General features: G+C 44.2%; 23 protein-coding genes, 1 riboswitch and 1 other annotated feature. Of the genes, 7 read left to right on the top strand and 16 right to left on the bottom strand.

Annotated features, from left to right (window positions below; genetic code table 11):
• Window positions 1-21: 21 nt before the first annotated feature.
• The 4 genes from hisB to hisG all read right to left on the bottom strand — a co-directional run bounded on the left by hisB (window position 22) and on the right by hisG (window position 4414).
• Window positions 22-1095 (bottom strand): bifunctional histidinol-phosphatase/imidazoleglycerol-phosphate dehydratase HisB, encoded by a 1074-nt coding sequence (gene hisB / locus DYB02_RS06960; RefSeq protein WP_029804749.1) that lies wholly within the window; start codon window positions 1093-1095, stop codon window positions 22-24.
• Between the two features lie 65 nt (window positions 1096-1160).
• Window positions 1161-2201 (bottom strand): histidinol-phosphate transaminase, encoded by a 1041-nt coding sequence (gene hisC / locus DYB02_RS06955; RefSeq protein WP_017448331.1) that lies wholly within the window; start codon window positions 2199-2201, stop codon window positions 1161-1163.
• Between the two features lie 15 nt (window positions 2202-2216).
• Window positions 2217-3512, bottom strand: a complete 1296-nt coding sequence (gene hisD / locus DYB02_RS06950) for a histidinol dehydrogenase (protein ID WP_029804748.1) — start codon at window positions 3510-3512, stop codon at window positions 2217-2219.
• Window positions 3513-3517: 5 nt separating this feature from the next.
• Window positions 3518-4414, bottom strand: coding sequence for an ATP phosphoribosyltransferase (gene hisG, locus DYB02_RS06945; RefSeq protein ID WP_005480403.1), 897 nt, complete (start codon window positions 4412-4414; stop codon window positions 3518-3520).
• A 54-nt stretch (window positions 4415-4468) separates the two neighbouring features.
• Window positions 4469-4606 (bottom strand) — a sequence feature (His leader region).
• 364 nt (window positions 4607-4970) lie between these two features.
• On the opposite strand from hisG, the gene DYB02_RS06940 reads away from it, so the two are divergent.
• Both DYB02_RS06940 and DYB02_RS06935 read left to right on the top strand, forming a co-directional pair.
• Entirely contained in the window at window positions 4971-5924 is a 954-nt protein-coding gene (locus DYB02_RS06940; protein WP_021449282.1) for a sigma-54 interaction domain-containing protein, read from the top strand.
• A 176-nt stretch (window positions 5925-6100) separates the two neighbouring features.
• Window positions 6101-8473 carry a hypothetical protein gene (locus DYB02_RS06935; protein WP_029806589.1) on the top strand — a complete coding sequence of 791 codons (2373 nt, stop codon included), beginning with the start codon at window positions 6101-6103 and terminating at the stop codon, window positions 8471-8473.
• Window positions 8474-8578: 105 nt separating this feature from the next.
• Here DYB02_RS06935 and tet(35) read toward each other — a convergent pair whose 3' ends face one another.
• Window positions 8579-10180, bottom strand: a complete 1602-nt coding sequence (tet(35), locus tag DYB02_RS06930) for a tetracycline efflux Na+/H+ antiporter family transporter Tet(35) (protein ID WP_005460042.1) — start codon at window positions 10178-10180, stop codon at window positions 8579-8581.
• 113 nt (window positions 10181-10293) lie between these two features.
• A riboswitch (Lysine riboswitch) is annotated at window positions 10294-10474 on the bottom strand.
• A gap of 597 nt (window positions 10475-11071) precedes the next feature.
• Between tet(35) and DYB02_RS06925 the strand changes: the two genes are divergently transcribed.
• A complete protein-coding gene (locus DYB02_RS06925) occupies window positions 11072-11479 on the top strand; it encodes a DNA-binding protein H-NS (protein ID WP_005460020.1) in 408 nt (135 codons plus the stop codon).
• 125 nt (window positions 11480-11604) lie between these two features.
• Here DYB02_RS06925 and DYB02_RS06920 read toward each other — a convergent pair whose 3' ends face one another.
• Together DYB02_RS06920 and DYB02_RS06915 are read right to left on the bottom strand one after the other, a co-directional pair.
• Window positions 11605-12909 (bottom strand): inosine/guanosine kinase, encoded by a 1305-nt coding sequence (locus DYB02_RS06920; protein ID WP_005459989.1) that lies wholly within the window; start codon window positions 12907-12909, stop codon window positions 11605-11607.
• Window positions 12910-13026: 117 nt separating this feature from the next.
• Window positions 13027-13296, bottom strand: coding sequence for a hypothetical protein (locus DYB02_RS06915; protein WP_005459999.1), 270 nt, complete (start codon window positions 13294-13296; stop codon window positions 13027-13029).
• Window positions 13297-13485: 189 nt separating this feature from the next.
• Between DYB02_RS06915 and mnmA the strand changes: the two genes are divergently transcribed.
• From mnmA to purB, 3 genes are all read left to right on the top strand, one after another.
• Entirely contained in the window at window positions 13486-14610 is a 1125-nt protein-coding gene (gene mnmA, locus DYB02_RS06910; RefSeq protein ID WP_005459992.1) for a tRNA 2-thiouridine(34) synthase MnmA, read from the top strand.
• A gap of 10 nt (window positions 14611-14620) precedes the next feature.
• Complete coding sequence (hflD, locus tag DYB02_RS06905) at window positions 14621-15238, top strand: high frequency lysogenization protein HflD (protein ID WP_005459996.1); 618 nt, start codon at window positions 14621-14623, stop codon at window positions 15236-15238.
• 141 nt (window positions 15239-15379) lie between these two features.
• Entirely contained in the window at window positions 15380-16750 is a 1371-nt protein-coding gene (gene purB / locus DYB02_RS06900; protein WP_005460028.1) for an adenylosuccinate lyase, read from the top strand.
• 126 nt (window positions 16751-16876) lie between these two features.
• Here purB and DYB02_RS06890 read toward each other — a convergent pair whose 3' ends face one another.
• From DYB02_RS06890 to htpX, 9 genes are all read right to left on the bottom strand, one after another.
• Entirely contained in the window at window positions 16877-17416 is a 540-nt protein-coding gene (locus DYB02_RS06890; protein WP_029805535.1) for a DUF3833 domain-containing protein, read from the bottom strand.
• Window positions 17413-18006, bottom strand: coding sequence for a chalcone isomerase family protein (locus DYB02_RS06885; protein ID WP_031822875.1), 594 nt, complete (start codon window positions 18004-18006; stop codon window positions 17413-17415). The genes DYB02_RS06890 and DYB02_RS06885 overlap by 4 nt, the downstream gene beginning before the upstream one ends.
• Window positions 17966-18478: a DUF2878 domain-containing protein gene (locus DYB02_RS06880; RefSeq protein WP_029805533.1), complete on the bottom strand. Its 513-nt coding sequence runs from the start codon at window positions 18476-18478 to the stop codon at window positions 17966-17968. The genes DYB02_RS06885 and DYB02_RS06880 overlap by 41 nt, the downstream gene beginning before the upstream one ends.
• A 5-nt stretch (window positions 18479-18483) precedes the next feature.
• Window positions 18484-19740, bottom strand: coding sequence for an SAM-dependent methyltransferase (locus DYB02_RS06875; protein ID WP_029846432.1), 1257 nt, complete (start codon window positions 19738-19740; stop codon window positions 18484-18486).
• On the bottom strand, window positions 19734-20552 hold the full coding sequence (locus DYB02_RS06870) for a DUF1365 domain-containing protein (protein ID WP_024699922.1): 819 nt from the start codon (window positions 20550-20552) through the stop codon (window positions 19734-19736). Before DYB02_RS06870 ends, DYB02_RS06875 begins: the two co-directional genes overlap by 7 nt.
• Window position 20553: 1 nt before the next feature.
• Window positions 20554-21846, bottom strand: a complete 1293-nt coding sequence (locus tag DYB02_RS06865; protein ID WP_029806642.1) for an NAD(P)/FAD-dependent oxidoreductase — start codon at window positions 21844-21846, stop codon at window positions 20554-20556.
• 11 nt (window positions 21847-21857) lie between these two features.
• Window positions 21858-22583, bottom strand: a complete 726-nt coding sequence (locus DYB02_RS06860) for an SDR family oxidoreductase (RefSeq protein WP_025611747.1) — start codon at window positions 22581-22583, stop codon at window positions 21858-21860.
• The gene (locus tag DYB02_RS06855; RefSeq protein ID WP_005495742.1) at window positions 22580-22999 is read right to left on the bottom strand and encodes a nuclear transport factor 2 family protein; all 420 of its coding nucleotides are present in this window, start codon (window positions 22997-22999) and stop codon (window positions 22580-22582) included. Before DYB02_RS06855 ends, DYB02_RS06860 begins: the two co-directional genes overlap by 4 nt.
• Before the next feature lie 214 nt (window positions 23000-23213).
• Complete coding sequence (gene htpX, locus DYB02_RS06850; protein WP_005459987.1) at window positions 23214-24077, bottom strand: protease HtpX; 864 nt, start codon at window positions 24075-24077, stop codon at window positions 23214-23216.
• 357 nt (window positions 24078-24434) lie between these two features.
• On the opposite strand from htpX, the gene DYB02_RS06845 reads away from it, so the two are divergent.
• Window positions 24435-24602, top strand: coding sequence for a hypothetical protein (locus DYB02_RS06845; protein ID WP_005459995.1), 168 nt, complete (start codon window positions 24435-24437; stop codon window positions 24600-24602).
• Window positions 24603-24630: the final 28 nt, after the last annotated feature.

Below are 24630 nucleotides of genomic sequence, written 5' to 3'. Positions count from 1 at the left end.
TTCTCCTTGCTCACGTGAGCCTTAAAGGACGCCTTTGCTGCTTGGCAGCTCCGTGCCTTCCACCTTGATTGCTTGGCGTAACGTTCGACCAAACGCTTTGAATAGGCTCTCAATGATGTGGTGATCATTATCGCCAGCAGAAGAAAGGTGCAGCGTACACGCTAGTGTGTCAGTTAAAGAACGGAAGAAGTGAACCACCATCTCTGTCGACAAGTTTCCAACTTGATCACGGCTGAATTTCGCGTCAAATTTCAGGTAAGGACGACCAGACAAATCCAACGCACATTGCGCCAAGCACTCATCCATCGGCAGGCTGAAACCAAAGCGACCAATGCCGCGCTTATCGCCCAACGCCTCTTTTAATGCCTGACCAAGGGCTAATGCGGTATCTTCAATCGTGTGGTGATCATCAATGTGTAAATCACCGTCGACTTTGCACACCATTTGGAAACCACCGTGAGTGGCAATTTGATCCAGCATGTGGTCAAAGAAACCAAGACCTGTTGATATATCATTGCCACCTTGCTCATCCAGATTAACGGCAACTTTAATGTCGGTTTCTTTAGTAGTACGAATCACTTCGGCAACCCGTGCTTTCACCGTCAGATCTTTCAAGATCTGCTTCCAGTCCATGGTTTCTGGATTGTATTGAATACCGCGAATCGCCATGTTTTCCGCCAATTGCAGATCCGTTTGACGGTCACCAATCACGACAGAATTTTGGAAATCCACTTTACCGCCTTGAAGATATTCTTTCACCATGCCTAATTTAGGCTTACGGCAAGAGCAGTTGTCTTCTTCAAAATGCGGACAAATCAGCACATCATCGAACTTCACACCTTGAGACTCGAAGATCTCCATCATCATGTTGTGTGGCGCATCGAAGTCTTCTTGAGGGTAGCTGTCTGTGCCTAGACCATCTTGGTTTGTCACCATCACTAGACGGTATCCCGCATCCTGCAACGACAACAGGCTTGGAATAACGAACGGTTCTAGTTTTAACTTATCCAAGCGGTCAACTTGGAAATCAATCGGTGGCTCGACAATCAGCGTGCCATCTCGGTCGATAAATAGGATTTTTTGTTGCTTGCTCACTCGAACATCCTTATTACTAATCTTGTTTTGTTCTCGGCATGAACCGAGAACGTTGAGAATTCTATTTATGAATAGTAGTTTCTAATGAAACCCAGTGTCTTTTCACACTCGTCGCGGTTACCAACGCTGATACGCACGCAGTTTTCAATTGGTGAGTTACGTAGAATGATTCCGGTATCCCACGCCGCTTTAAACAGCGCATCACCATCTGGGAATTTAACCAATAGATAATTGCCCCACCCTTCGAAAACTTGCAATCCTGGAATCATCGACAAACCAACCTGCAGATAAGCGCGGTTTGCATTAAGGTCGAGGACTTGGAATTTCGCTCGAGCCAAACCTGCTTCTGACAAGGCTTGAACCGCAATTTCAGCAACAGGCACTGGTACTGGGTACGGCGCGATGACTTTAAGTAGGACGTTGATTAGCTCCTCGTTTGCAAGCGTGAAACCACAACGTAAGCCTGCAAGCGCGAACGCTTTTGATAACGTACGTAGAATCGCGAGATTTGGATATTGAGATAACAAATCCACCGTTGACGCCTCAGGGCAAAAATCGATGTACGCTTCATCCATGACCACGATTGCTCGGTCTTTTGTCATCTCAAGCAGAGAGACAATATCTTCACGCTTAACGAGGTTACCGGTTGGGTTGTTTGGCGAACAAACAAAAACCAGCTTGACGTTATCGAGATTGGATTCGATGCCAGCAAGGTCAAGCTGCCAATCCGATGTTAGCGGTACAGTCTTACGTTCAACACCAATGGTTTCAGCACTGATTGCGTACATACCGTAAGTCGGGGGGCAGTACAAAATCGCGTCTTGTCCTGGCTCACAGAAAGCGCGAACTAACAGCTCGATACCTTCGTCAGCACCACGAGAAGTAAGCGTCTGTTCTGGCTTTACACCCGCGTAGGCAGCGTAAGCAGAAATAAGCGCTTTTGGCTGGCATTCGCTGTAGCGGTTTAGGCGAGCAAAATCCGTTTTATACTCATTATTAAATGGAGATTCATTGGCGTTGAGCCAAACGTCACCCGTGCCGCCAATTCGGCGAGCAGATAAATACGGGGTTAATTCTTGAACTTGTTTGCGTGCTAGCTTTTCCATCTCTTTACTCTCTTATTATCTATTTTTGGTCAGCTTTTCTACTCGGATGGTGACTGCACGTTTGTGAGCGTCGAGACCTTCCGCCTCCGCCATCGTAACCACAGTCGGAGCGAGATTCTGTAAACCTTCAGCCGATAACTCTTGCACTGTCATTCGTTTAGAAAAGTCGGCAAGGCCAAGGCTTGAGTAAGTACGAGTATACCCGTAAGTTGGAAGCACGTGGTTAGTTCCCGACGCATAATCACCTGCAGATTCAGGAGACCAATCGCCAAGAAAGATTGAGCCCGCATTATCTAGTAGTGGAAGTAGCTCACGCGGGTTCTTCGTTTGCACAATTAAGTGCTCAGGGCCGTAGTAGTTAGAGATAGAAACCGCTTGTGTGATTGACTCAGAAATAATAATCAGACTCGAAGCCAACGCCTTCTGCGCGATGTCTGCACGAGACAAGGCTTTTAGTTGACGCTGAACGGTATCCGTTACTTGATCCGCGACAATAGGTGATGGTGTCACAAGAACCACCTGTGAATCAGGGCCGTGCTCAGCTTGGCTTAACAGGTCTGCTGCGATGAAGTCTGGATCTGCGGTTTCGTCTGCAATCACAAGAACTTCTGAAGGACCAGCCGGCATGTCAATCGCAGCACCACGGAAGTCATTGCTTACTTGACGTTTTGCCTCCGTCACATAGGCGTTACCCGGACCAAAAATTTTATCGACTTTAGAGACGCTTTTCGTACCGTAAGCCATTGCAGCGACCGCCTGTCCACCACCGACATTGTAAACTTCATCAATGCCGCACAACTTGGCAACGTACAAAATTTCATCTGCAATCGGGGGAGGAGAACAAAGCACCACTTTACGACAACCAGCGATTTTTGCAGGCACGCCCAGCATCAATACCGTCGATGGCAATGGCGCGCTACCACCAGGAATATACAACCCTACTTTTTGAATGGGACGTGTCACTTGCTCACACATCACACCAGGTTGTGTCTCCACTTTAATTGGTTGTGGCTTTTGCGCTTTATGAAATTTAGCAATGTTGCTGTAAGCCTGCTCTAGTGCTTGTTTCATTTCCGCAGAAAGGCGCTCTGAAGCCGCATTAATTTCTTTGGATGGAACTCGGATTGATTCCGGTTTTACACGGTCAAACTTTTCTGTAAGTTCTAATAGCGCTGCGTCACCTTGAGTACGCACCTTTGCGATCACATCCGCAACTGCAGCGGTAATATTCGCGCCTTCCGCAATGGCAGGACGCTCTAAAATTGCATCTTGTTGCTCTTCACTCAGTGATTGCCATACAACAGTTCTCATTGCCGTTACTCCATCATTTTTTCAATTGGTAGCACTAGAATTGAGCTCGCACCCAGTTCTTTTAGCTGTTCCATGGTTTCCCAGAACAAGTTCTCTGTACTCACCAAATGAACGGCAACTTTCTGTTTGTCTGCTGATAGTGGTAAAACGGTTGGATCTTCTGCGCCCGGCAGTAATGCTTTAATTTGCTCCAACTTTCCAGCTGGCGCGTGCAGCATGATGTATTTTGATTCTTTTGCCTGTTGAACGCCTTGCATGCGAGTTAGCAATTTATTGATCAACTCTGCTTTGTCTGCGTCGAACTCACCAATGCGTTGGATAAGCGTCGCTTTGGATCTAAAAATGACTTCGGCTTCTTTCAGGCCGTTTGCTTCTAATGTTGCACCTGTAGAAACCAAATCTGCAATCGCATCCGCTAAGCCCGCTCGTGGCGCAACTTCCACAGAACCAGTGAGCATACAAGTTGAGAATGGCACGCCGGCTTCATCCATGTACGCTTTAAGAAGTTGAGGGTAAGTCGTTGCGATGCGTTTGCCTGCGAGATCTTGTGGACCGTTGTATTCTTCATCTTTATCGATGGCGATGGACAAACGGCAGCCACCAAAATCCAGTCGACGAAGTTGAACAAACTCACATGGCTCACCCAAAGCTTTGCGATCAAGACGAACTTCTTCTAGTTCGTTTTCTCCGATGAAACCAAGGTCAACCACGCCATCCATGATCAAGCCAGGGATGTCGTCGTCACGAACCAAAAGCAAGTCAATTGGCATGTTCTCTGAGTGAACAACAAGACGCTCACCCATTACGTTAAATTTCACGCCGCATTGCTTTAGTAGAGCTTGGCTCTCTTTGCTAAGACGACCTTTTTTCTGAATTGCGATTCTTAAGCGTTGTGTTTGCATTGCTTTATCCCTGTGCAAGATTTTGATATCTAAGTAATTTTTAAACCAGTAAAACTAAAAAACCCTCGAGAGATTGGTGTCTCCCGAGGGTTTAAAATCTGTTCTTACTTTGATTTTCACCTCCGGGAGTTTCCTGCCTCCCGGGTATGCGTACATCTCCCGAAAGACTAGGCTGGGTGATGATGGTGATGAATGTTCATTACAAAATTACGCATACTTATTTAAGACTTTAGTTAGTTGCTTCGTTAGTAACCACACTAACCAAGGATTCTTAATTTTTCAATACCGAAATTGAACTTTTCTTAACTACTTTTTCAAGCCTATGTTTTTTAAGTGTTTATTTTTAGTTTCATTGCGATAGAGTGCAAGAAATGAAGTTGCTATACAACGATTTTCCTAGCAAAAAAAGTCCCTAGTATAAATTTTCCCCGAAACAAACATTTAGACTTTACCATCTACAGTAATTAACAAACTTCTCAATAAAGAGACATTCACTCACGATTGAGACGACTAATTCAAAACTATTATTTCAGTGGGGCAAAAATAGTGATTAATGATGAAACTGCGAAAAGGTAGTACCAAACCAACGGTGCAATTCAGCGAGGCGGAGCTATATCCTCTGATTGGGAATAGCGCTTGTATCCACGAGCTTCGAAATGCCATTAAAAAGTACGCGCAATGTGACGCGGAAGTACTCATACAAGGTGAAACTGGTGTGGGTAAAGGGTTATGTGCTCGACTGATCCATCAGTTATCTAGTCGGCGCTCATCACCCTTTGTAGAGGTCAACTGCGGTGCGATTCCAAGTGGCTTGATTGCTTCCGAACTTTTTGGCCACGAAAAAGGGGCATTTACAGGTGCCATTTCTGACCGGATTGGTTTTATTCAAAAAGCACACAAAGGCACTTTATTTCTCGATGAGATTGGAGATATGCCTTCGGATCTTCAAATACATCTCCTTCACTTTTTAGAAAGCAAACAAATACACAAAGTAGGTGCGGATAAATTTATCGATGTTGATTGTCGTGTGATTGCCGCCAGCCACGTGGATTTAAAAAGCGAAGTCGTACAAGGAGAATTTAGGGAGGATCTATTTTATCGACTCAATATATTACCGCTGACCATTCCTCCACTTCGGAAAAGAGGCAAAGACATTTTGATGCTGTCTGAGCACTTTTTAACAGATTTATCTCATGGTCAAGTACACAACATGTCCGAAGAAGTGAAAGCAAAACTACTTAAACATCGTTGGCCTGGAAATGTACGTGAGCTGCGTAATGTGATTCAGCGGGCAATTGTCATGTGTGAAGACAATACCCTACTCGTTGCTGATTTAGGGCTTGAGAACAGTGAAAGGCAATTACTCCCTTCTGTTGATCAAATTGACCTTGACTATTTGTTACAGGCCATCGAAGAAAATAAACACAATATGAGTGCAGCCGCACGCCATCTAGGTATTTCTAGAACAACACTTTATCGGCTGATTAAGAAGTACAATATCAACATCTGACAATGTGTACATGTGTAACGCAACACAGTGTAACAACGAAATCACGGCATATCATTTACTTAGCTTTTTCATATAAAACACGTCATGTAAGGCTCTTTTAAATCAATAAGTTAAAATAGGCATACTCTTTGCCTTTGTATCCTGTGTCGTCACTCATGATGACACAGGAGCAAAAAATGAATATCAACAGGTTTTTATCCAAATTAAGGACAACAACTCTTGCGATATCTTCGTTAGCTATCATGTTTGCTGTACCAGCTTTCGCTAGATTAGATGGCGCAATATTCACGACGACACCTGCTGGTGATATCGTCAATGAAAATGTCCGCTACGAGTCTAAACAAGAAGTATTTTTAGATGGAGGCCCTGGGCCTAACGCACCAAGGACAGCCGCAGCACTGCCTGCTGGTTTGTATTATTTTCAAGTTACCGATCCATCAGGTAAATGTTTGTTATCAAGTACTTTAGATAGCGCAGACACCAACGGTGGTACCTGCTATCAAGATGTAAAAATCAAAGGCAAGAACGCTAGAAACGCCGAAGAGTTTTACGCAGAACCATTAGCCTGTCGTCTTTTCTATTTCGACGGTGAAGGTGGTGTGACATATATGAATGACGTCGTCACCATCACTCAAGAAGTTAAAGTGCGCGGCAAAATGGTCACCCAATCGATAGACATAGAATGTCGACATCAATTGGGAAGTGAGTATTTAGATGTCGACCCTACTTCTCTGCCTGATGGAGAAACCATACAGCTATTTCCATTTGCCAACACACCTAACTCCGGTGGGGTTTACAAAGCTTGGGTATCCACAGCAGCGAGCGTAGAAGCCGCTTGTGAAGGTACTGACCTGTATGGCGAAGAAACTGGTGAAAACTGTGCCGGGTTCTTTGGATTTATCCCTCGATTCTCGAAAACAGATAACTTCAAAGCGAAGACTGCAGAGCCAGAACCGCCAAACTTTGATATTGCTTTTCGTGCGTTCCACGACAGAAACCTGAACTGCCAATATGATCCTATCATCGATGAAGTTATTCCTAATTGGGAGTTTGGTATTCGTGACTTAGCGATGGAGATGGGCGGTATGCGTAATACCAAACTTTCCAATGATTCTCCTGACGAGCCAATCACGTTTAGTGTTTTTGGGGTTGAAGACCATCAATGGAGCTTAGACCAATTCATGTGGTGGGCGAAAAAAGTTGGCTTTACCGCAATGAACACCCCATTCACTCACTTCACAACCTTCGCAGATTTAAGAGACTTTGCACCGACGTTCGAAGATGGCGATCTGCATATAGGCTTTGCAAACGCTCTAGCATGTCAAACCAACTTCGACGAAAGCATCAAACGTTCTGCTGGTGAGGACACAGATGAAGCCAGCGGTAATGAGGAGAATGACGTTGGTTTCATGCCTAGTGCTTGGGCTCAACCAACCTTTGATGATGATCCCGTGTTAACCATCCGTTTTGGTTCTATCGGTATTGCCAATCTTAAAGTGTGTAAGTCGTTCGATATGAACGGTAACGGTATTCATGATGAAGGCGAAGGCTTGATTCCGAATTGGCCGGTCAACCTTTACATACCTGACAGTGTACCCGTTCCTAAACCATTCAACCCTGAGTATCCAGAAAATGGTGAATTCTTAGTGATAGAACAACTTCTTCTTGATGCCGGAGTTCTTCCAGAAGGCGAGAATTTAGCGGAAGTCGATGCCAATGGTTACGTCCAGCGAATGACAGGAGAGGATGGCTGTGCCACATTCTTCGTTCTCGTTCCAAATGTTCGCGGTGAAGATCCCGCGCCTTATGAAGTGAGCGAAAGCCTTTCTGCTGCATGGAACAATACCAGTGATCACACCATTTCGTTCGACGTAAAATCTGTCATGAAAATGGAAAATGGCGTCCCTCTCATTATCGGTGAAGTTTACAACCGCAGTGACGCACTTAATGGTAATGAAGTGCACTTCAATAACATTTGTGAAATCACCGCAGACTTTGACACCAAAGGTTACTGGCACAACAAAAATGGCTTAAGTGAACTAACTGAAGCCGACAGAGTATATGTGAATGGTTTAGCCCCTTACGCCTCTCCAAGTAACTACTTTGGAGCTGGTGACGAGCCATTTGACGGTAAATTTACTGGTGGAGAGCCAGTTGAAGCAGCATTTAGCGGCGATTCTGCTATTTGGATGGCCGGGACTTGGCAATCCGAAGTGTCACAATTCTTGGTCGATAGCAATGGCAACGCAGACCTTAACGAGCATAAAGAGCAGCTAGCTCAGCAACTACTCGCATTTATCTTTAACACTCGACATCGTCCAACCTCTGAAGGTTTAACCCAAACTACCGTTATTTGGTTTGGCGATCAGTGGATGTCTATTGGAGATATCATTAGTAACGCGGTCAGCGCTTGGGAAGGTTCAGACATCAATCAAATTGATCAGATCAAGACGGTTTTGGATGGTTTGAATAACAACGATGATGTTCCAATTCTGCCATCGTCGTATGAAGACTGTCCAACACCTGACTTCACACAGCCAGAATCTTAAAGGTTATCCCCAAAAACGCGATTGCCCCCCTCACCTAAATCGCGTTAAAAAAAAGCTCCGCTAGTTACTAGCGGAGCTTCCTCTTTTCAACAAATCATATTGCCATTAAGCACTCTGACATGATGCTATTTTCGATTTCGACAACCATGATAGAACAGCACAGACGATAACAAATGTAATCGATGCTGCAATGAAAGAGAACGCGATTGACGTTGTCATACCAAGTGCAATAAAGCCGACACATGAAACCAAAGCAACAGACAGCGCATAAGGCAACTGAGTTGATACGTGGTCAATGTGATTACAACGAGCGCCTGTCGAAGACAAAATAGTCGTGTCCGAGATTGGTGAACAGTGGTCACCGAATACTGCACCGGCCAAAACCGCACTTAGCATAGGAAGCATTAGTGCGATGTCAGTTGCACCCGCCATATCACCAGCGATTGGTAACATGATACCGAATGTACCCCATGAAGTACCGGTTGAGAACGCCATTAGACCCGACAACAAAAACAGGATTACAGGTAACCAATGCGGATTAATGTTACCTTGAGCCATAGTCGATAGGTACGAACCCGTCTTCATGTCACCGATAACAGAACCAATTGTCCACGCAAACACAAGGATAAGAATCGCACCAAACATTGATTTAGCACCAATCCACAGTGTACGAGTAATCTCAGTCAGTGGTAGACCTTGTTTTAGAACAGTAAACAGAGCAACGGCCAAACCAAGCAAGCTACCGTAAATCAGAGACGTACCCACATCGGTATTCTCGAATGCACCTAACAATGCAAACTCTTTACCGTCAGCAGCCAACGCTTGACCACCGGTGTACATCATCGAAGCAATTGTCGCGACGATAAGCGTAACAATCGGTAGGATTAAGTCAGAGACTTTACCTTTTTCACTCTCACGAATGTCCAACTCTTCGTTAAGCTCATGCGCTTCTTGAGTGTCGTTCTCTTTGTCTTTGTCAAAACCACGACCTTGAGACGCTGCAATTTCATGCTCGCGCATCTTACCGATATCTAGACCAAACCACGCTACTGCAAACACCATTAACAGCGCAAATACAGCGTAGAAGTTCATTGGTATAAGACGCACATACGCCCCAAGCGCTGAATACTCAGTAATACCATGTGATACTAAAATACCGCCGATGATAGTAATGATGTAAGCACCCCAACTAGAAGCTGGCATGATGACACACATAGGTGCAGCGGTTGAATCTAGGATGTAAGCCAGTTTCGCACGAGATACATAGAAGCGATCCGTTACTGGGCGTGAAATCGCACCTACAGCAAGACTATTAAAGTAATCGTCGACAAAAATGAATACGCCTAAAAAGGCTGCAAGAAGTTTAGAGCCGCGTTTACTTTTCACACGAGACTGTGCCCATTCAGCGAATGCGCGAGTACCGCCAGAAAGTGTCAATAGAGCCGTTGTCATGCCTAATAGAATTAGGAAACCAACAATGCTCATGTTCCAAGTGTTAATTCCACCATCTTCAATGAAGACAGAAGACACTTGAGTACCTACATAGCTTGCAGTACCACCAATTGACCAGCTGTTAAGTAGAACCGCACCAAGCGCGATACCTACACCAAGAGAAACTAATACACGTCGAGTCAGAATCGCCAATGTCAGAGCAACAATAGGAGGCAATAATGAAACAGGAGAATGAGAAAAATCTATTAAATTCATGATCTTCAAAAACCAAAGTTTGGCTAGAGATCTACTGCAGACAAGTCACGCCTTCTTTATAAGAAACGTGCTCATGTTGAACTTAGCGACAGGGAAGCGAACACTCCACCCAACCCTACAGTAGCGCTCCATAGTTTAATGTAAATATACTATGGCAGTGTTGTTCCTTTCAGATACAACCCCAGCAAGGCGTTTTGATATACGACTTACTTCGGCAATCTTCGCCTTCCACTATTATTCATTGGCATCACCCCAATAATAGCTACTCTTCGAGACTGCGCCTCTACGGCAACAACAAACAATTAACCGTTAATTGTACAAATTAACAACAAATTGTCTGCAATATTGCATCAGGTAGCAGCCATTGTACTTATGATGAGAACCAATGCAACACATCAAACTAAATTAAACTAATAAATAATCGCCAACCCAATTTATAAACGTCGAACAAACAAATTGAGTATTGTGCAACTGAAATCACGTTAATTGGGTTGTTTATGAAACTTTATTACTACCATAAAAATATCATGGATTATCTAATATCGATAATTTAAAGAAATATGAATAACAAATACCGTACACATTACAGCTTTCGTTTTCTGTTGCGCAAATACAAAGCGTGCCTTTTATAAAAAACACCATTCAATAACTCGCTTGATTAGAATAATCATGTAAAACTTGAATTCACTATCTATTAAGATTTATTTCGAGTTAATTAATATTAGTTTTCAGTCAAAAAATAGCTCCATTTAAACAAAATCATGATTTAGCATTTGCACATAAGGAAAAGATAAAGTTAAATATAAGGACTTATCTTTATTTGTAGATTGGTATTATTTAATCGTAACGATTAAAAATGCCAAACACGTTAACCTATTAATAGGAATCGTTATGTCAGAGCTGACTAAAACACTTCTAAATATCCGTAGCCTTCGTGCATTTTCTCGTGAGCTGACTCTAGAACAATTGGAAGAAGCTCTAGATAAACTAACTACTGTTGTTGAAGAGCGTCGTGAAGCTGAAGAAGCAGAGCGTGAAGCACTAGCACAACAAGAAGCTAAGCTAGCAGAGATTGCAGAAAAAATTGCTCAAGACGGTATCGACGTTGAAGCACTAATTAGCGCACTATCTGGCGAAACTAAGACTAAAGCAAAATCTAAGCGCGCTCCTCGCCCAGCTAAGTACAAGTACATCGACACAAATGGCCAAGAAAAAACTTGGACAGGCCAAGGTCGTACACCTTCTGCAATTCAAGAGCAACTTGACGCAGGTAAATCACTAGACGATTTCCTAATCTAATCGTTCTTGTTTAAAAAGGCTCCCGTTGGGAGCCTTTTTTATTTGTCTTGCGCAAATAAAAAATGGCGTATTTTTTCAAACACGCCATTTTAACATTAGTTATAAAGTGGTTAATTCGATATGAATTAACGTTCCCAGTATGCTTCTTCCAAACTGTCTTCTCGCTCTGGTAAACCACGAGACAGACGAGGAGAATGTTGCACGAGAACTTCGTAGCTCGCACGGTTCGCATATTTACAAACCTGAGAAAAAGATGAGTAAGTTAAATACTCATTGCTGTGCTTGCTAGAGTTAGGCACATTTTCTTTATGGTATTTATTCGCCGCCATGTCATGAAGAACAGCAGACAACGCAGCATCACCCGCACCGTTTGTGTTCTTAATTTTCTCTGGACCACCCATGTAAGGAGAAATATGCGAATAAACTCGAATTGGATTCTGACAAGCATCTTTTTTAGCCGGACGGCTGAACTCGTAACGATTAAATTCAGCAATCGAGCCAGGAAGTAATGGCAACGTGGTTTCACGCTTCGCACTGTCTTCAGTGTAACCCGCCATAAACAGACCAACAGGACCTGCGGTACATAACACCATATCAGCCCACTCTAGCGTCTTATCAGAAGCGGCTAGCGGATCAGTTTCGCCTGTTAGAGCTTCTGCTTCGTCTTCGTTCATTGCGACAACAGAAACGTGTTCACGAATAAAGTCTTGCCAGTATTTAGGATCGTCTTGAATAACAAACTTAGTACCTAGCGTTAATACAACAGGAACGTCGTTCTTCTTCGCAAACTCAATGGCTTTCATTGTTGCTTCAGGCATTGGATCGCCTTCTTTACAACGAACTAAGTAAGATGTCAGTACTAGTGCAGAAGCATTTTTGAAAATTTTCTCAGGAATGCTGTCTGGATGAAGCTGGTTCATTTGACCTTCGCTGATCGCAAAAGTACGTTCACCGTCTTCAGTGATCAAAGCAAAACAACGACCGATAGCACCATCAACACCTTGCAGGTAATTCAGATCCATGCGGCTCGATGTATTACAAAGGTAACGATAGCCGTAGCTGCCGATTTTGATATCCTGGCTCATCACACCAAGCAGCGTAGAACGATCGTCTGCAAGAACCGAGTAGTTATGAAGTGTATTGCCAATCGTACCACCAGCGTATTCGTTAGTGATCAGATTCTCTTCTTTTAGTTGCTGGTATAGCTCTTCTGCTTTTACATCATCAATAACCAGCGAGTGACCTTTACTCAAACCGTACTTTTCAATCACATCTGACGTTACTTTTGCCTCGATATCCACCAAAGTTTGGTCAATACCGATGATGTGAGTGCGCGTCATCTTCTTGCTTTCTTGTGCTTGGCTCACCAAAGGATCACGAGCATGAACAGGAAAATAGTGCTTCGATTTGCGTTGTCCAGGAAATTTCATATTGTTAGTCTGAGTAAGGGGATGAAAAGGAGAACGGATTCTATACCGCTAATAATAAAGCGGCAATAAAAGCAATTATAGCAAACGTTTGCTGGATGCTTTTTTCTTCCGGGTTACTTATTCGCCTTCCATGAAGCTCAGATCAGGCAGCTGATTTAGGTGTTCAGTGTAACGCTTTAAATTGAACTCCCCTTCGTTTTTCATTACATCAAAGATTTCAATCGACATAGCACATGCCATCATAGCTACCGCTTCTTCTCTTGGTGTACCCGTCATCATCAAACGCATCAATGTTTCTTTAACTTTGATAGGGTTCCCATCTTCAAGCTGATTCTCAACAATTTCAATCAACTCAGCTTCTTGCATAAATTGGTTTTCGTCACTCATTTATATTGCCCTCTTGGATTTTTGCCAACTATGCCATATATATCCTTTCTATACTTATGAAATTACTATTTAGTGATGCTGTTGCGGAAAAAGGCAGCAAAAACGAATTGTGATTTCGATCTCGGATCTGTCACCGGTCTGTGGATTCTGTTAGAATCTGCGTCCCGTTTATTTTAGTGGTGTTTAGTAATGTCTGATAACAGCCAAAAGAAAGTCATCGTCGGTATGTCCGGCGGCGTTGATTCATCTGTTTCTGCGTATCTTCTAAAGCAACAAGGCTACCAAGTAGAAGGCCTGTTCATGAAGAACTGGGAAGAAGATGACAACGAAGAATATTGCACAGCAGCAGAAGATTTAGCCGATGCTCAAGCAGTATGTGACAAGCTAGGCATCCACCTACACACCATCAACTTTGCAGCAGAATACTGGGATAACGTATTCGAATACTTCCTTGCAGAATACAAAGCCGGTCGTACTCCAAACCCAGACATCCTTTGTAACAAAGAAATCAAGTTCAAAGCATTCCTTGAATTCGCTGATGAAGTGCTTGAGGCAGACTACATTGCCATGGGTCATTATGTGCGTCGTTCTTTCCCTGAAAACGGCGAAAAACCACAAATGCTGCGTGGCCTAGATAGCAACAAAGACCAAAGCTACTTCTTGTACACACTAAGCCACGAACAAGTTGCTCGTAGCCTATTCCCTGTGGGTGATTTGGAAAAACCAGAAGTTCGCCGTATCGCGGAAGAACAAGGTCTAATCACAGCGAAGAAGAAAGATTCAACAGGCATCTGTTTCATCGGTGAGCGTAAATTTACTGAGTTCCTAGGCCGTTACCTTCCTGCTCAGCCAGGCAACATCGAAACGCCAGAAGGCGAAGTTATCGGTCAGCACCAAGGCTTGATGTACCACACACTAGGCCAACGTAAAGGCCTTCATATCGGTGGTCGTAAAGGCGGCGGTGGTAATGAAGATCCATGGTTCGTAGGTGAGAAAGATCTCGACCGCAACGTGCTTATCGCCGTTCAAGGTAAAGACCACCCGATGCTAAAATCAGAAGGTCTACTTGCATCACAACTTCACTGGGTAGATCGTGAACCAATTCGCGATGTTATGAAGTGCACAGTGAAAACTCGTTACCGTCAACAAGATATTCCTTGTACAATCATTCCTATCGACGACGAGAACATTAAAGTGATCTTTGATGAGCCACAAATTGCCGTGACTCCAGGTCAATCAGCCGTGTTCTACAAAGATGACGTTTGCTTAGGTGGTGGTATCATCGAGCAACGCATTAAATATTCTCAAGCTTAGGAGTTGTTACGTGGCGAATACACTTTATGACCGTACTATCGCTTTCGCTGGTATTTGCCAAGCTGTTGCTTTGGTTCAACAAGTTGCGAGAAACGGACATTGTGATCAAGATGCTTTTGAAACATCCATGAACGCCATTTTGAACACAAACCCAGCCAATACTATTGGCGTATTCGGTCGCGAAGCCGACCTAAAACTTGGCCTTGAGTGTTTGGTGAAAGGGATTGATAGCACCCCATCTGGCAGTGAAATCACCCGATACATAATTAGCCTAATGGCATTAGAGCGTAAACTAACCGCACGCACTGATGCCATGTCTCAGCTTGGTGATCGCATCCAAATGGCGAAACGCCAAACAGAACACTTTGAATTGCTAGAAGATCAAATGATCAGCAACCTAGCAAGCATTTATCTTGATGTAGTGAGCCCAATCGGCCCTCGTATTCAAGTAACTGGCACACCATCGGTATTGCAGCAAACCGCCAACCAACACAAAGTTCGAGCTTTGTTGTTATCAGGCATCCGTAGCGCAGTACTCTGGCGTCAAGTGGGTGGCAAACGTCGCCACTTAATCTTCGGACGCAAGAAGATGGTTGAACAGGCTCAAATCCTGTTAGCCAGAATGTAATTCCATAGCTCGCGTTCATCGCGAGCTAATTTTTTTGACTAAAATAAATCTCGCGCAAACGTTTGCGCAATATTCGTGACAATTGCCACAGTTATTGGTATAAAGCTCACGAAATTTAGAAACCCAATTCAGGAGAACATCATGGAACTGTCAGCATTGACTGCTGTTTCACCAGTAGACGGCCGCTACGGAAGCAAGACAATTGCGTTACGCGAAATCTTCAGTGAATACGGTCTTTTAAAATACCGTACTATCGTTGAAATCCGCTGGCTACAAAAGCTTGCTGCTACTGCTGAAATTGCAGAAGTGCCAGCGTTTAGCGCAGAAGCAAACCAATTCCTAGACGACCTTGCTGCAAACTTCTCTGAAGCAGACGCACTACGTATCAAAGAGATCGAGCGCACAACTAACCACGACGTAAAAGCGGTTGAGTACTTCCTAAAAGAGAAAGTCGCAGACGTTCCTGAACTGCACGCAGTAAACGAGTTCTTCCACTTTGCATGTACTTCTGAAGACATCAACAACACATCACACGCTCTAATGCTAAAAGAAGCGCGTGAAACCGTGATTCTTCCAGAAATCCGCAACCTTATTGACGCTATCAAAGCACTTGCTGTTGAGTACCGCGACATCCCTCTTCTATCTCGTACACACGGTCAGCCAGCTTCTCCATCAACAATGGGTAAAGAAATGGCAAACGTGGCGTACCGTATGGAGCGTCAATACAAGCAAATCGAAAACGTTGAAATCCTAGCGAAAATCAACGGCGCGGTAGGTAACTACAACGCGCACCTATCTGCTTACCCGGAACTAGATTGGCACAAGTTCTCTGAAGAATTCATCACTGAATCTCTAGGCGTAACTTGGAACCCATACACAACCCAAATCGAACCACACGATTACATCGCTGAGCTGTTCGATGCTGTGGCACGTTTCAACACTATTCTGATCGATTTCGACCGTGACGTTTGGGGTTACATTGCACTAGGCCACTTCAAGCAAAAAACCATTGCTGGCGAGATCGGTTCTTCGACAATGCCACACAAAGTTAACCCAATCGACTTTGAAAACTCTGAAGGTAATCTAGGTCTTGCGAACGCCGTGTTCGGTCACCTAGCACAGAAACTGCCTATCTCTCGTTGGCAACGTGACCTAACTGACTCAACGGTTCTACGTAACCTAGGTGTTGGTGTTGGCTACGCAATCATCGCCTACACTTCTACGCTAAAAGGCATCAGCAAACTGGAAGTGAACCGTGACGCGCTTCTTGCTGAACTAGACAAAAACTGGGAAGTTCTAGCAGAGCCAGTACAAACGGTAATGCGTCGCTACGGTATCGAGAAGCCATATGAGAAGTTGAAAGAGCTAACTCGCGGTAAGCGCGTAGACGGTGAAGCAATGCGTAACTTCATTGACGGTCTTGAGCTTCCTGAACACGAAAAAGCACGTCTAAAAGAGATGACGCCAGCGAACTATATCGGTCAAGCAATCGAGCTAACTGACAAGCTGTAATCTCTCAATAATGAGCGAAAAACTAAAAAGGTTGACGTGAAAGCGTCAACCTTTTTGTTTGGAAGCTTACCAACCGAGGCATTCCAATAGAGTATTTTCGCCCAATACGTGTTGAGCATCGCGGATTTAGGGTTGTTTTTGAAAGAACAAGGTTATTGTCCCCACCTCCACGCCAAACTTTTTAATTTTGGTCAGGTTGAATACGTGTTTGTCATCTTGTCGGTAAAGCCAATCATCAAAGGCAACAGTCACTGTCGAGTCGTCCATTTTTAACTCAAAGTCATATTGCCATTGCAGAGCGTTACCCTGCTCTTTTCCGTTTGCGAAACCAATAATGTCATCTGCTTTGCCTGTATACCTGCCATCCTCTGCACGAGAAATAGTCCAAACACGCTGGTCGGTTTCACCATCGTCAAAAACAAAGTCCTCAACAAGAACCAATTCATCACCCGTTATCGTACCGACAATATCAACCTCAAAGCGGCGTGTTTGTTTCTCGGAATAATCTTGCACCATTCCCCATGCCTTCACATTGCCATCAAAATATTCAAATAAATTAAATGGCGGCGTAGATGCTTGGTAATTGTCTATATCCGCCGAGCAAGCACTCAACGTAACAACAACGCACACAGCAAAGTATCGAAATAATGTTTTAAAGATGTTCACGGTCTGACTTGTCCTATAAGTTGTTTACGCAGCTTTGGAAATTCCGTTTTTGGTGACAACCAAATGGACAGGAATGCATCATTCATACGTTCGTCCGTTATTTCGCCAACCATTTTTTGCGTTTTAGTTCCTGCTTGGCGATAGATGATCTGTCCCTTATCTCCATCGGTGACGTAGATAAGTTCATCGCCATTTTTGATACTTGGGAAGATAAAGCTCAATTGAGTAATCCATTGTTGGCGGCTCGACTTAGGGAAGCCCAGTTTTTGCCACTGTTCATCCGTCACCTCAAGCAATTGCAGCTTGCTTATGTCTCGTTGATAGTTGATCTCTAAAGCAAATGGATGCGGAGAAACATCCGTAGAAACAAGGTATTGCCCATTGGGTGCTTTTAGGCGAGAGCGATATATATCAAACACAAACCAAGTGAGCTGCGCTTCGCCAACTGTTTCCCATTCCTGCCAGTTTTCTACATTCAGTCTGTCAGTACTTCCTATATCTTGTGCCTGCGACGGTATTGCGCCCACTGCAAAAACAAACAAGATACCGCTACCCATACCCCTGACGAGTTTTCTCTTTAAGCTTGCCATTGTCATACACCTTGAGAATCACCAGCATTAACACCAACCATTCCACAAACAAGGCCAGTAACGTAATACTTGTATCGAATCCAAACTCTACCGCTTGAAGCTTGTAGCCAGCGAAGTAGCTGAGCATTCCTCCAAGCCCACCTAATATTGATACGTAGATTTTGGCGAAGCGGTACAAAAGCACTTTCAGTTGGTAGGCATACCATGCAAACAATACCCATAGACCAATCAACCACACAGGGAGCCAAGGGGTAGGGAAAACCAAAAGCAAGAAGTGTTGATTTAGCGTATCGAGAACTAGCCCGAAAATGGTGACAAAGGAGATCGCTTTCACCGAGTGAAACGCCGTCAGAATGGAATACACCAAAGTCGCCAACGCCAGTATCATCATCAACCATTGCCACTCAAACGTACCAAGCACAGCAATAAACCAGCACAGTTGAAACCAAGTGGACGCAATCAACACTCTCATAATTGTTATGGGCGCTGGAAAGTCATATGAACGGCGCTGATCGTACGAGCAAGAAAACCGCCTTCACAATAACTAAGGTAATAACGCCACATGCGGACAAACCGGTCATCGTACCCAAACCTTCGCACAGCATCCTCTGCGCGGTTAAAACGGCGATGCCACTCATTCAGTGTTTTTGCGTAGTCTAGGCCGATATCAAACAAATCACGAACCACCAAATCACTGTGCTTAGTGGTCGCTTGTGTCAAAGACGTCACCGACGGCAAGAAACCACCAGGGAAAATGTATTTCTGAATAAAATCGACATTGTTGCTGTAATAGTCGTAGCGCTGGTCCGCAATCGTAATCGCTTGGATAGCCATCAGGCCGCGAGGTATTAATAACGACTCGCATTTTTTGATGTAGGAAGCTAAGAACTGTTTCCCCACGGCTTCAATCATCTCGATAGAAACCAATTTATCGTACGTCCCAGTAAGGTTACGGTAGTCTTCTTTAAGTAAAGTAATTCGATCGGCTAAACCTCGTTGTACGATTTGCTGTCGAGCATACTCATGCTGCTCTTCCGAAATGGTCGTTGTTGTCACGCGGCAACCGTATTGCTCAGCCATGTATATCGCCATCGCCCCCCACCCTGTGCCAATCTCAATCACATGGTCGGTAGATTGAAGCTCCAACTGCTGACACAAGCGTTCCATTTTATTGATTTGAGCTTGCTCTAAGGAGTCGGCACTTGTGTGGTAAAGCGCTGATGAGTACAGCATATTGGTATCTAAAAAAGCTTCATACAAATCATTGCCTAAATCGTAATGAGCATGGATGTTCTTCCGAGAGTTTTCTTGCGAGTTTCGGTTCGTCCAATGGCTAAACTTGTAAAGTAACTTGGTAAGCCAACTACCCTGCTCCTCAAGCTTATCAAGGGCCCGCATATTTAGCGCCATCAGCTTCATCAATGCCGTTAAATCTGGACTGTCCCACCAGCCATCCATGTACGCCTCACCGGCAGCGATGCTGCCGCCTTGTAATATTCTGGAGTAAAAACCTGGGTGCTTGACCTCAATAGTCGCAACGACAGCTTGGCCACTGTATTCTCCGTTTGGCGCAGTAAAACGTTCACTGCGCTCCTTTGTCTCAGTATGAAACGATTCGATAATGGTTAAGCAACCCATTTCCATCTTTTGCAGACTCTGAAAAATAACTCCGCGAGCCGCTTTCTGAGTCGTCGTCAGTTTGCGCGGCAATGTTATAGAAGTCGTATTTAACATGCAGAATTCTCCTTGTGCTTATTATTTTTCTTATCTGATTTGTCGCTAGAGGCTTGACGTTCATTGGACGCCAAATATTTAGGGTGGGAATAAAACGGCGCACCTTTAATCCATAACTTCAACGCATGCCAGTAGATTCCAACCATCACTTTTACTGTTTGAATTGGTGTTCCGAACAAGCACTTCAATAAAGAACCGCTGGAAAATGGCTGTGCTTTCATGACCATTGTGGCGTCGAAGTGTTTTTCACCTTTATGGCATTCAAGATGGATATTTAACTTGTCTGTAAGCGGTTTTATTTTCCAGCGGTACAATTGGTCTATCGGGTTGAACGGTGACACGTGGAATGCTTTGTCTTGCTCCCAACCAAAATCTTCATCCTTTGGGTCAGCCGCTATCGCGTAATAATGGCGCTCATTCCAAGGTGTATTGCTGACTTCAGCGAGAAGATATTGCCATTCACCTTTTTGGTCATACAGGTAGTAAAAATTCACTGGACTAAAATAGAGCCCGAGATAACGCAAATGACAGACAGCCAGTACTTTGCCGCTGCAACGTACGCCCGTAAGTTCTGCGACTTTGTCTTGCACCGCTTTTTTCAAACTCCCTTCACCGAGGTAATCATCACGTTTGAATCGAGCCCAATGCCACCAGCGTGTCCCAAAGCCCCAAACTTTTTTCTCAAGTACGCCAATTTCATCCAAATCAATCGCTGGCATAAACATTGAATAATTCAGCTCGTGCTTAACGGGCGTGAAACGACGATGCCTTACATTGCCTATAAATAACTGGCTGTGAGAAGGGATACTCATATTACGCAGCACCTTGTTCATAAAGTGTGTCACTTTTCTCGTTATGTTTAGCGGCAATTCCTTTCACAACATCCAAGGCACTGCGCACGCCATCTTCATGGAATCCGTTGTACCAATAAGCGCCACAAAACCACGTATGTTGAGCTCCTTGTATTTCTTCTTTGCGTTGCTGGGCAGCGATAGACTCCATCGTAAAGACAGGGTGATGGTAGGTGAACTGACACAGAATCTTGTTCTCGTCGATATCTTCAGTACGGTTTAAGGTGACGCAGAATGTGTGTGAAGAGTCGATATGCTGCAAAATGTTCATGTTGTACGTCAGGGACGGCAATCGTTGCTGCTCCTCTTCGCCTCCTTCCAGCAAATAGTTCCACGATGCCCATGCAGATTTTCGTTTCGGTAATACACTCGTGTCAGTGTGAAGAACCACATCATTTGCTTGGTAAGCCATATTAGACAAAATGTCGTTTTCACATGACGAGGCATCACTGAGCATCGCTAAAGCTTGGTCGCTATGGCAAGCAAAAATGACTTCATCAAACCACTCACACTGCCCATTTGCATAAATCGCTGCGCCTTGTTCACTGCGAACAACTTTTTCAACCGGACTATTCAGTCTAATCTTGTCTGCAAATCCTTGCGTTAAAGGTGGAATATAAGCACGTGAACCACCCTTGATAACGTACCATTGCGGACGATTCGTCACGTCTAACAAACCGTGATTGAGGAAAAAGCGTAAGAAGAACATCAATGGAAATGCACGCATATCAGCGAGGGAAGATGACCAAATCGCCGCGCCCATTGGCAGAATATAGTTGTCAGAAAAGAAATCACTAAACTGGTGCTCATCCAAAAATGCACCCAGCGTTTGAGAACTCGATATTTGCTCAGTAGCGGACGCTTTTGCTAATTTATTGAAGCGTAAAATCTCAAGAATAAAGCGATAGAATTTTGGGTTAAACCAATTTCGCTTTTGTGCGAACAATGTTGTTAATGTGTGGCCATTATATTCCAAACCGTTGCCATCGTTTCTCACGCTTAAACTCATTTGCGTCGGAATACCTTCCACGCCAATTTCGTTCATCATTTTGATAAAATTTGGATATGTACGGTCGTTGTATACAATGAACCCTGTATCAATCGCATAATCCTCATTCCCGACACGTACATCAACCGTAGCCGTATGACCACCAATATAATCGTTGGCTTCGAACAAAGTGATATCGTGTTGTTGGTGCAGATAGTACCCACATGTCAGTCCAGAAATTCCAGTGCCTACAATAGCGATTTTCATGCTTCTTCCTTTTAAGATACGAGTTTAGCCGTCAGCCTTGCTTGCCAACTGTATGGAAGCAACGAGATAAAGCGGAGAATGCCTGTAAATCTCGCCGGAAAATAAATGTGGCTTTTATTCGCCGCCAGCTGCCTTCTCAATAATTGAGACGCTTGCTTGGTTGAAATGATCATAGGCATCTCAAAGGTGTTTTTATCCGTTAGGGGCGTTTCAACAAACCCAGGAAACACAGTAATCACTTTGATGCCTTTCTTCTTAAAATCCACAGCGAGCGTGCGCGCAAAGTAGCTCACTGCCGCTTTTGACGCGCCATACGCTTCCGCTCTTGGCAGCGCGACTTCGGAGGCAATGGAGCCAACAATGACAACGCGGTGCCCTCGCTGAAAATACGGTTGGCAAGCTTCTATACAGTTAGCTACACCTACGACATTAACATTCATCACGCGCGCCATAAGTTGCGCATCTACAATGCCATCATCCATGTATTCGCAATCACCCGCGTTGAAGATCCATGTATCTGGAATCGTCTTAAGCGAAGACAGCACTCGCTTCGTCTCCTCATAATCGGTTACATCAAACTTCAGCGTTTCAATAGATGAAGATGTTGCCGCTAGCTCAGCAAGTACAGCTTCATTGCGTCCACATGCGATGACACGCCAACCAGACTCAGCAAAATCGACAGCCAGCTGTTTACCTATCCCGGAGGTCGCCCCCGTAATTAAAACGACACTATTCATCGCCCCAACCTTTGCTTAATGGTTTTGATGACAGAGCCAAGCAAAGGCAAATGCTCATAAAGCATTTCACCCAAATCAAAGTAATCTCGGTGATAAATGACTTGGCCATCGGAGAACTTCATGTGGGAAACACCGCTCACAGCGATTGGAGCCCCTTTGTGTAATTTCGGATGTTGAAGATCCATAGTCCAAGTCAGGAAACCCGTGTCCCCAACCTGCTGATGATCATGGATGATGAAATCACAGCGAATCACATTCGCGTACAATGACTGGAAATAATCTGAAAGAGCAGGCAGTCCTTCTAAGCGATGAGCCGAATCTTCAAACACCACATCTTGGTGATAAACGTCTTTCAGAAGATGCAGGTTCGCTTTGTTAAGCTTCTGGTAAATGTCTCCAACCGACTGTATGTCCATTCTTTCGCTCCCAAATGTCACTTATGGTTGTACAAAAATATTACATGTACAAGATAGACCAATTAGAAAAAGTTGTACAAAAAAAAACTTGTATAACTTTGTTTCTGCGCTTTGATTTTTAGAAAGTAGTACGTAATCAAATTGGTGAGCGATCATCAGGCAAAAAAAAGGCTTGGTAAAAACCAAGCCTTTTCAAAAAACTATGTAAGTCGTATTACTGGTTACGTAGCGCCGCAATACGTTTATCTAGTGGTGGGTGGCTCATCAGTAGCTCTGTTAGAGACTGCTTACCGTTGATACCGAACGCCATCATTGTGCCATCGAGTTTCGATTCTTGGCTCATCTTCAAACGCTCAAGAGCAGCAATCATTTTCTCTTTACCTACTAAACGCGCTGCACCTGCATCGGCATGGAATTCACGGTGACGGCTGTACCACATAGTGATGAAGCTTGCTAAGAAACCAAAGACAAGTTCCAACACCATAGACACACCAAAGTACACCATCATGTTCGTGCCTTGTCCTTCTTCATCGTCGTTCGATGCCACGATATTGGCGATAAAACGCGATAGGAAGATAACAAACGTGTTCACAACACCTTGCATTAGCGTCATCGTGACCATGTCACCATTCGCAATGTGGCTCACTTCGTGCGCCAGAACGGCTTCAGCTTCATCACGCGTCATGTTGTGTAGAAGACCAGTCGATACAGCAACCAGTGAATCATCACGCTTAGCCCCTGTCGCGAATGCGTTGATGTCTGCAGAATCATAAATCGCTACTGTTGGCATACCAATGCCCGCTTGTTGCGCTTGACGGCCTACCGTCTCAAGCAACCAATGCTCTGTTTCGTTACGTGGGCTTTCAATCACCATGCCGCCAACTGAGCGTAGTGCCATGCCCTTTGACATCATTAACGAAATCAATGCGCCACCAAAGCCAAATACGGCTGCCATGACAAGTAAACCAGACAGACTGCCTGGTTGCATTCCAGTGGTCGCGTAAACAATATTCAGAACAACACTAAGAACCAGCACAACAGCTAGGTTAGTTGCTAGGAATAACATAATTCGCTTCATTACTTTTCTCCGAGGAAGCTTATCGTTTTTTTAAAACGGATTGTTATATGGAACATCTTTTAAGGGAAATCAAACGCTATAAAAGCCGATTCCACTTAGTTTCGTGCTCCGTTGCGTTATAGATATAGTCTATCCGCGATAAAAACAAGGTTAAGCAATAAATTGCAACATTTGTTTTCGAGACTGAAAAATCATAAACAAGTTACCAACCTAAAAACAGCACCTTAGGCTAAGTATAGACTTTGGTCTTATTGTGATGACAAATGAACATGCTAGATTCAAGCAAGATGAACAAAACAGAGCACGCTCTAAGAGCGTTATTGAAGCTCGAAACTTCCATGTCTTGAGGGAAATATCATGGTAGAAACTAACGACTATCAAATGGCTATCGATTTACTACGTTGTCACCTAGGGATCTCAGAGGATGAGGCCAAACAGCAACTCGGTATTTCAACCGATCATCACTTGTCTAAACGTGTTGCTGAGACACAGCAAGCGCTGATGGGACTTAGCCAAGAAAAGTAGCAGTAATCTTATTAAGCTACACCAATAG

The organism is Vibrio parahaemolyticus (assembly GCF_900460535.1).
Taxonomy (GTDB): Bacteria; Pseudomonadota; Gammaproteobacteria; order Enterobacterales; family Vibrionaceae; genus Vibrio; species Vibrio parahaemolyticus.
Note: the sequence above shows the minus strand (reverse complement) of the source record. Positions and strands in the feature narration are given on the sequence as shown.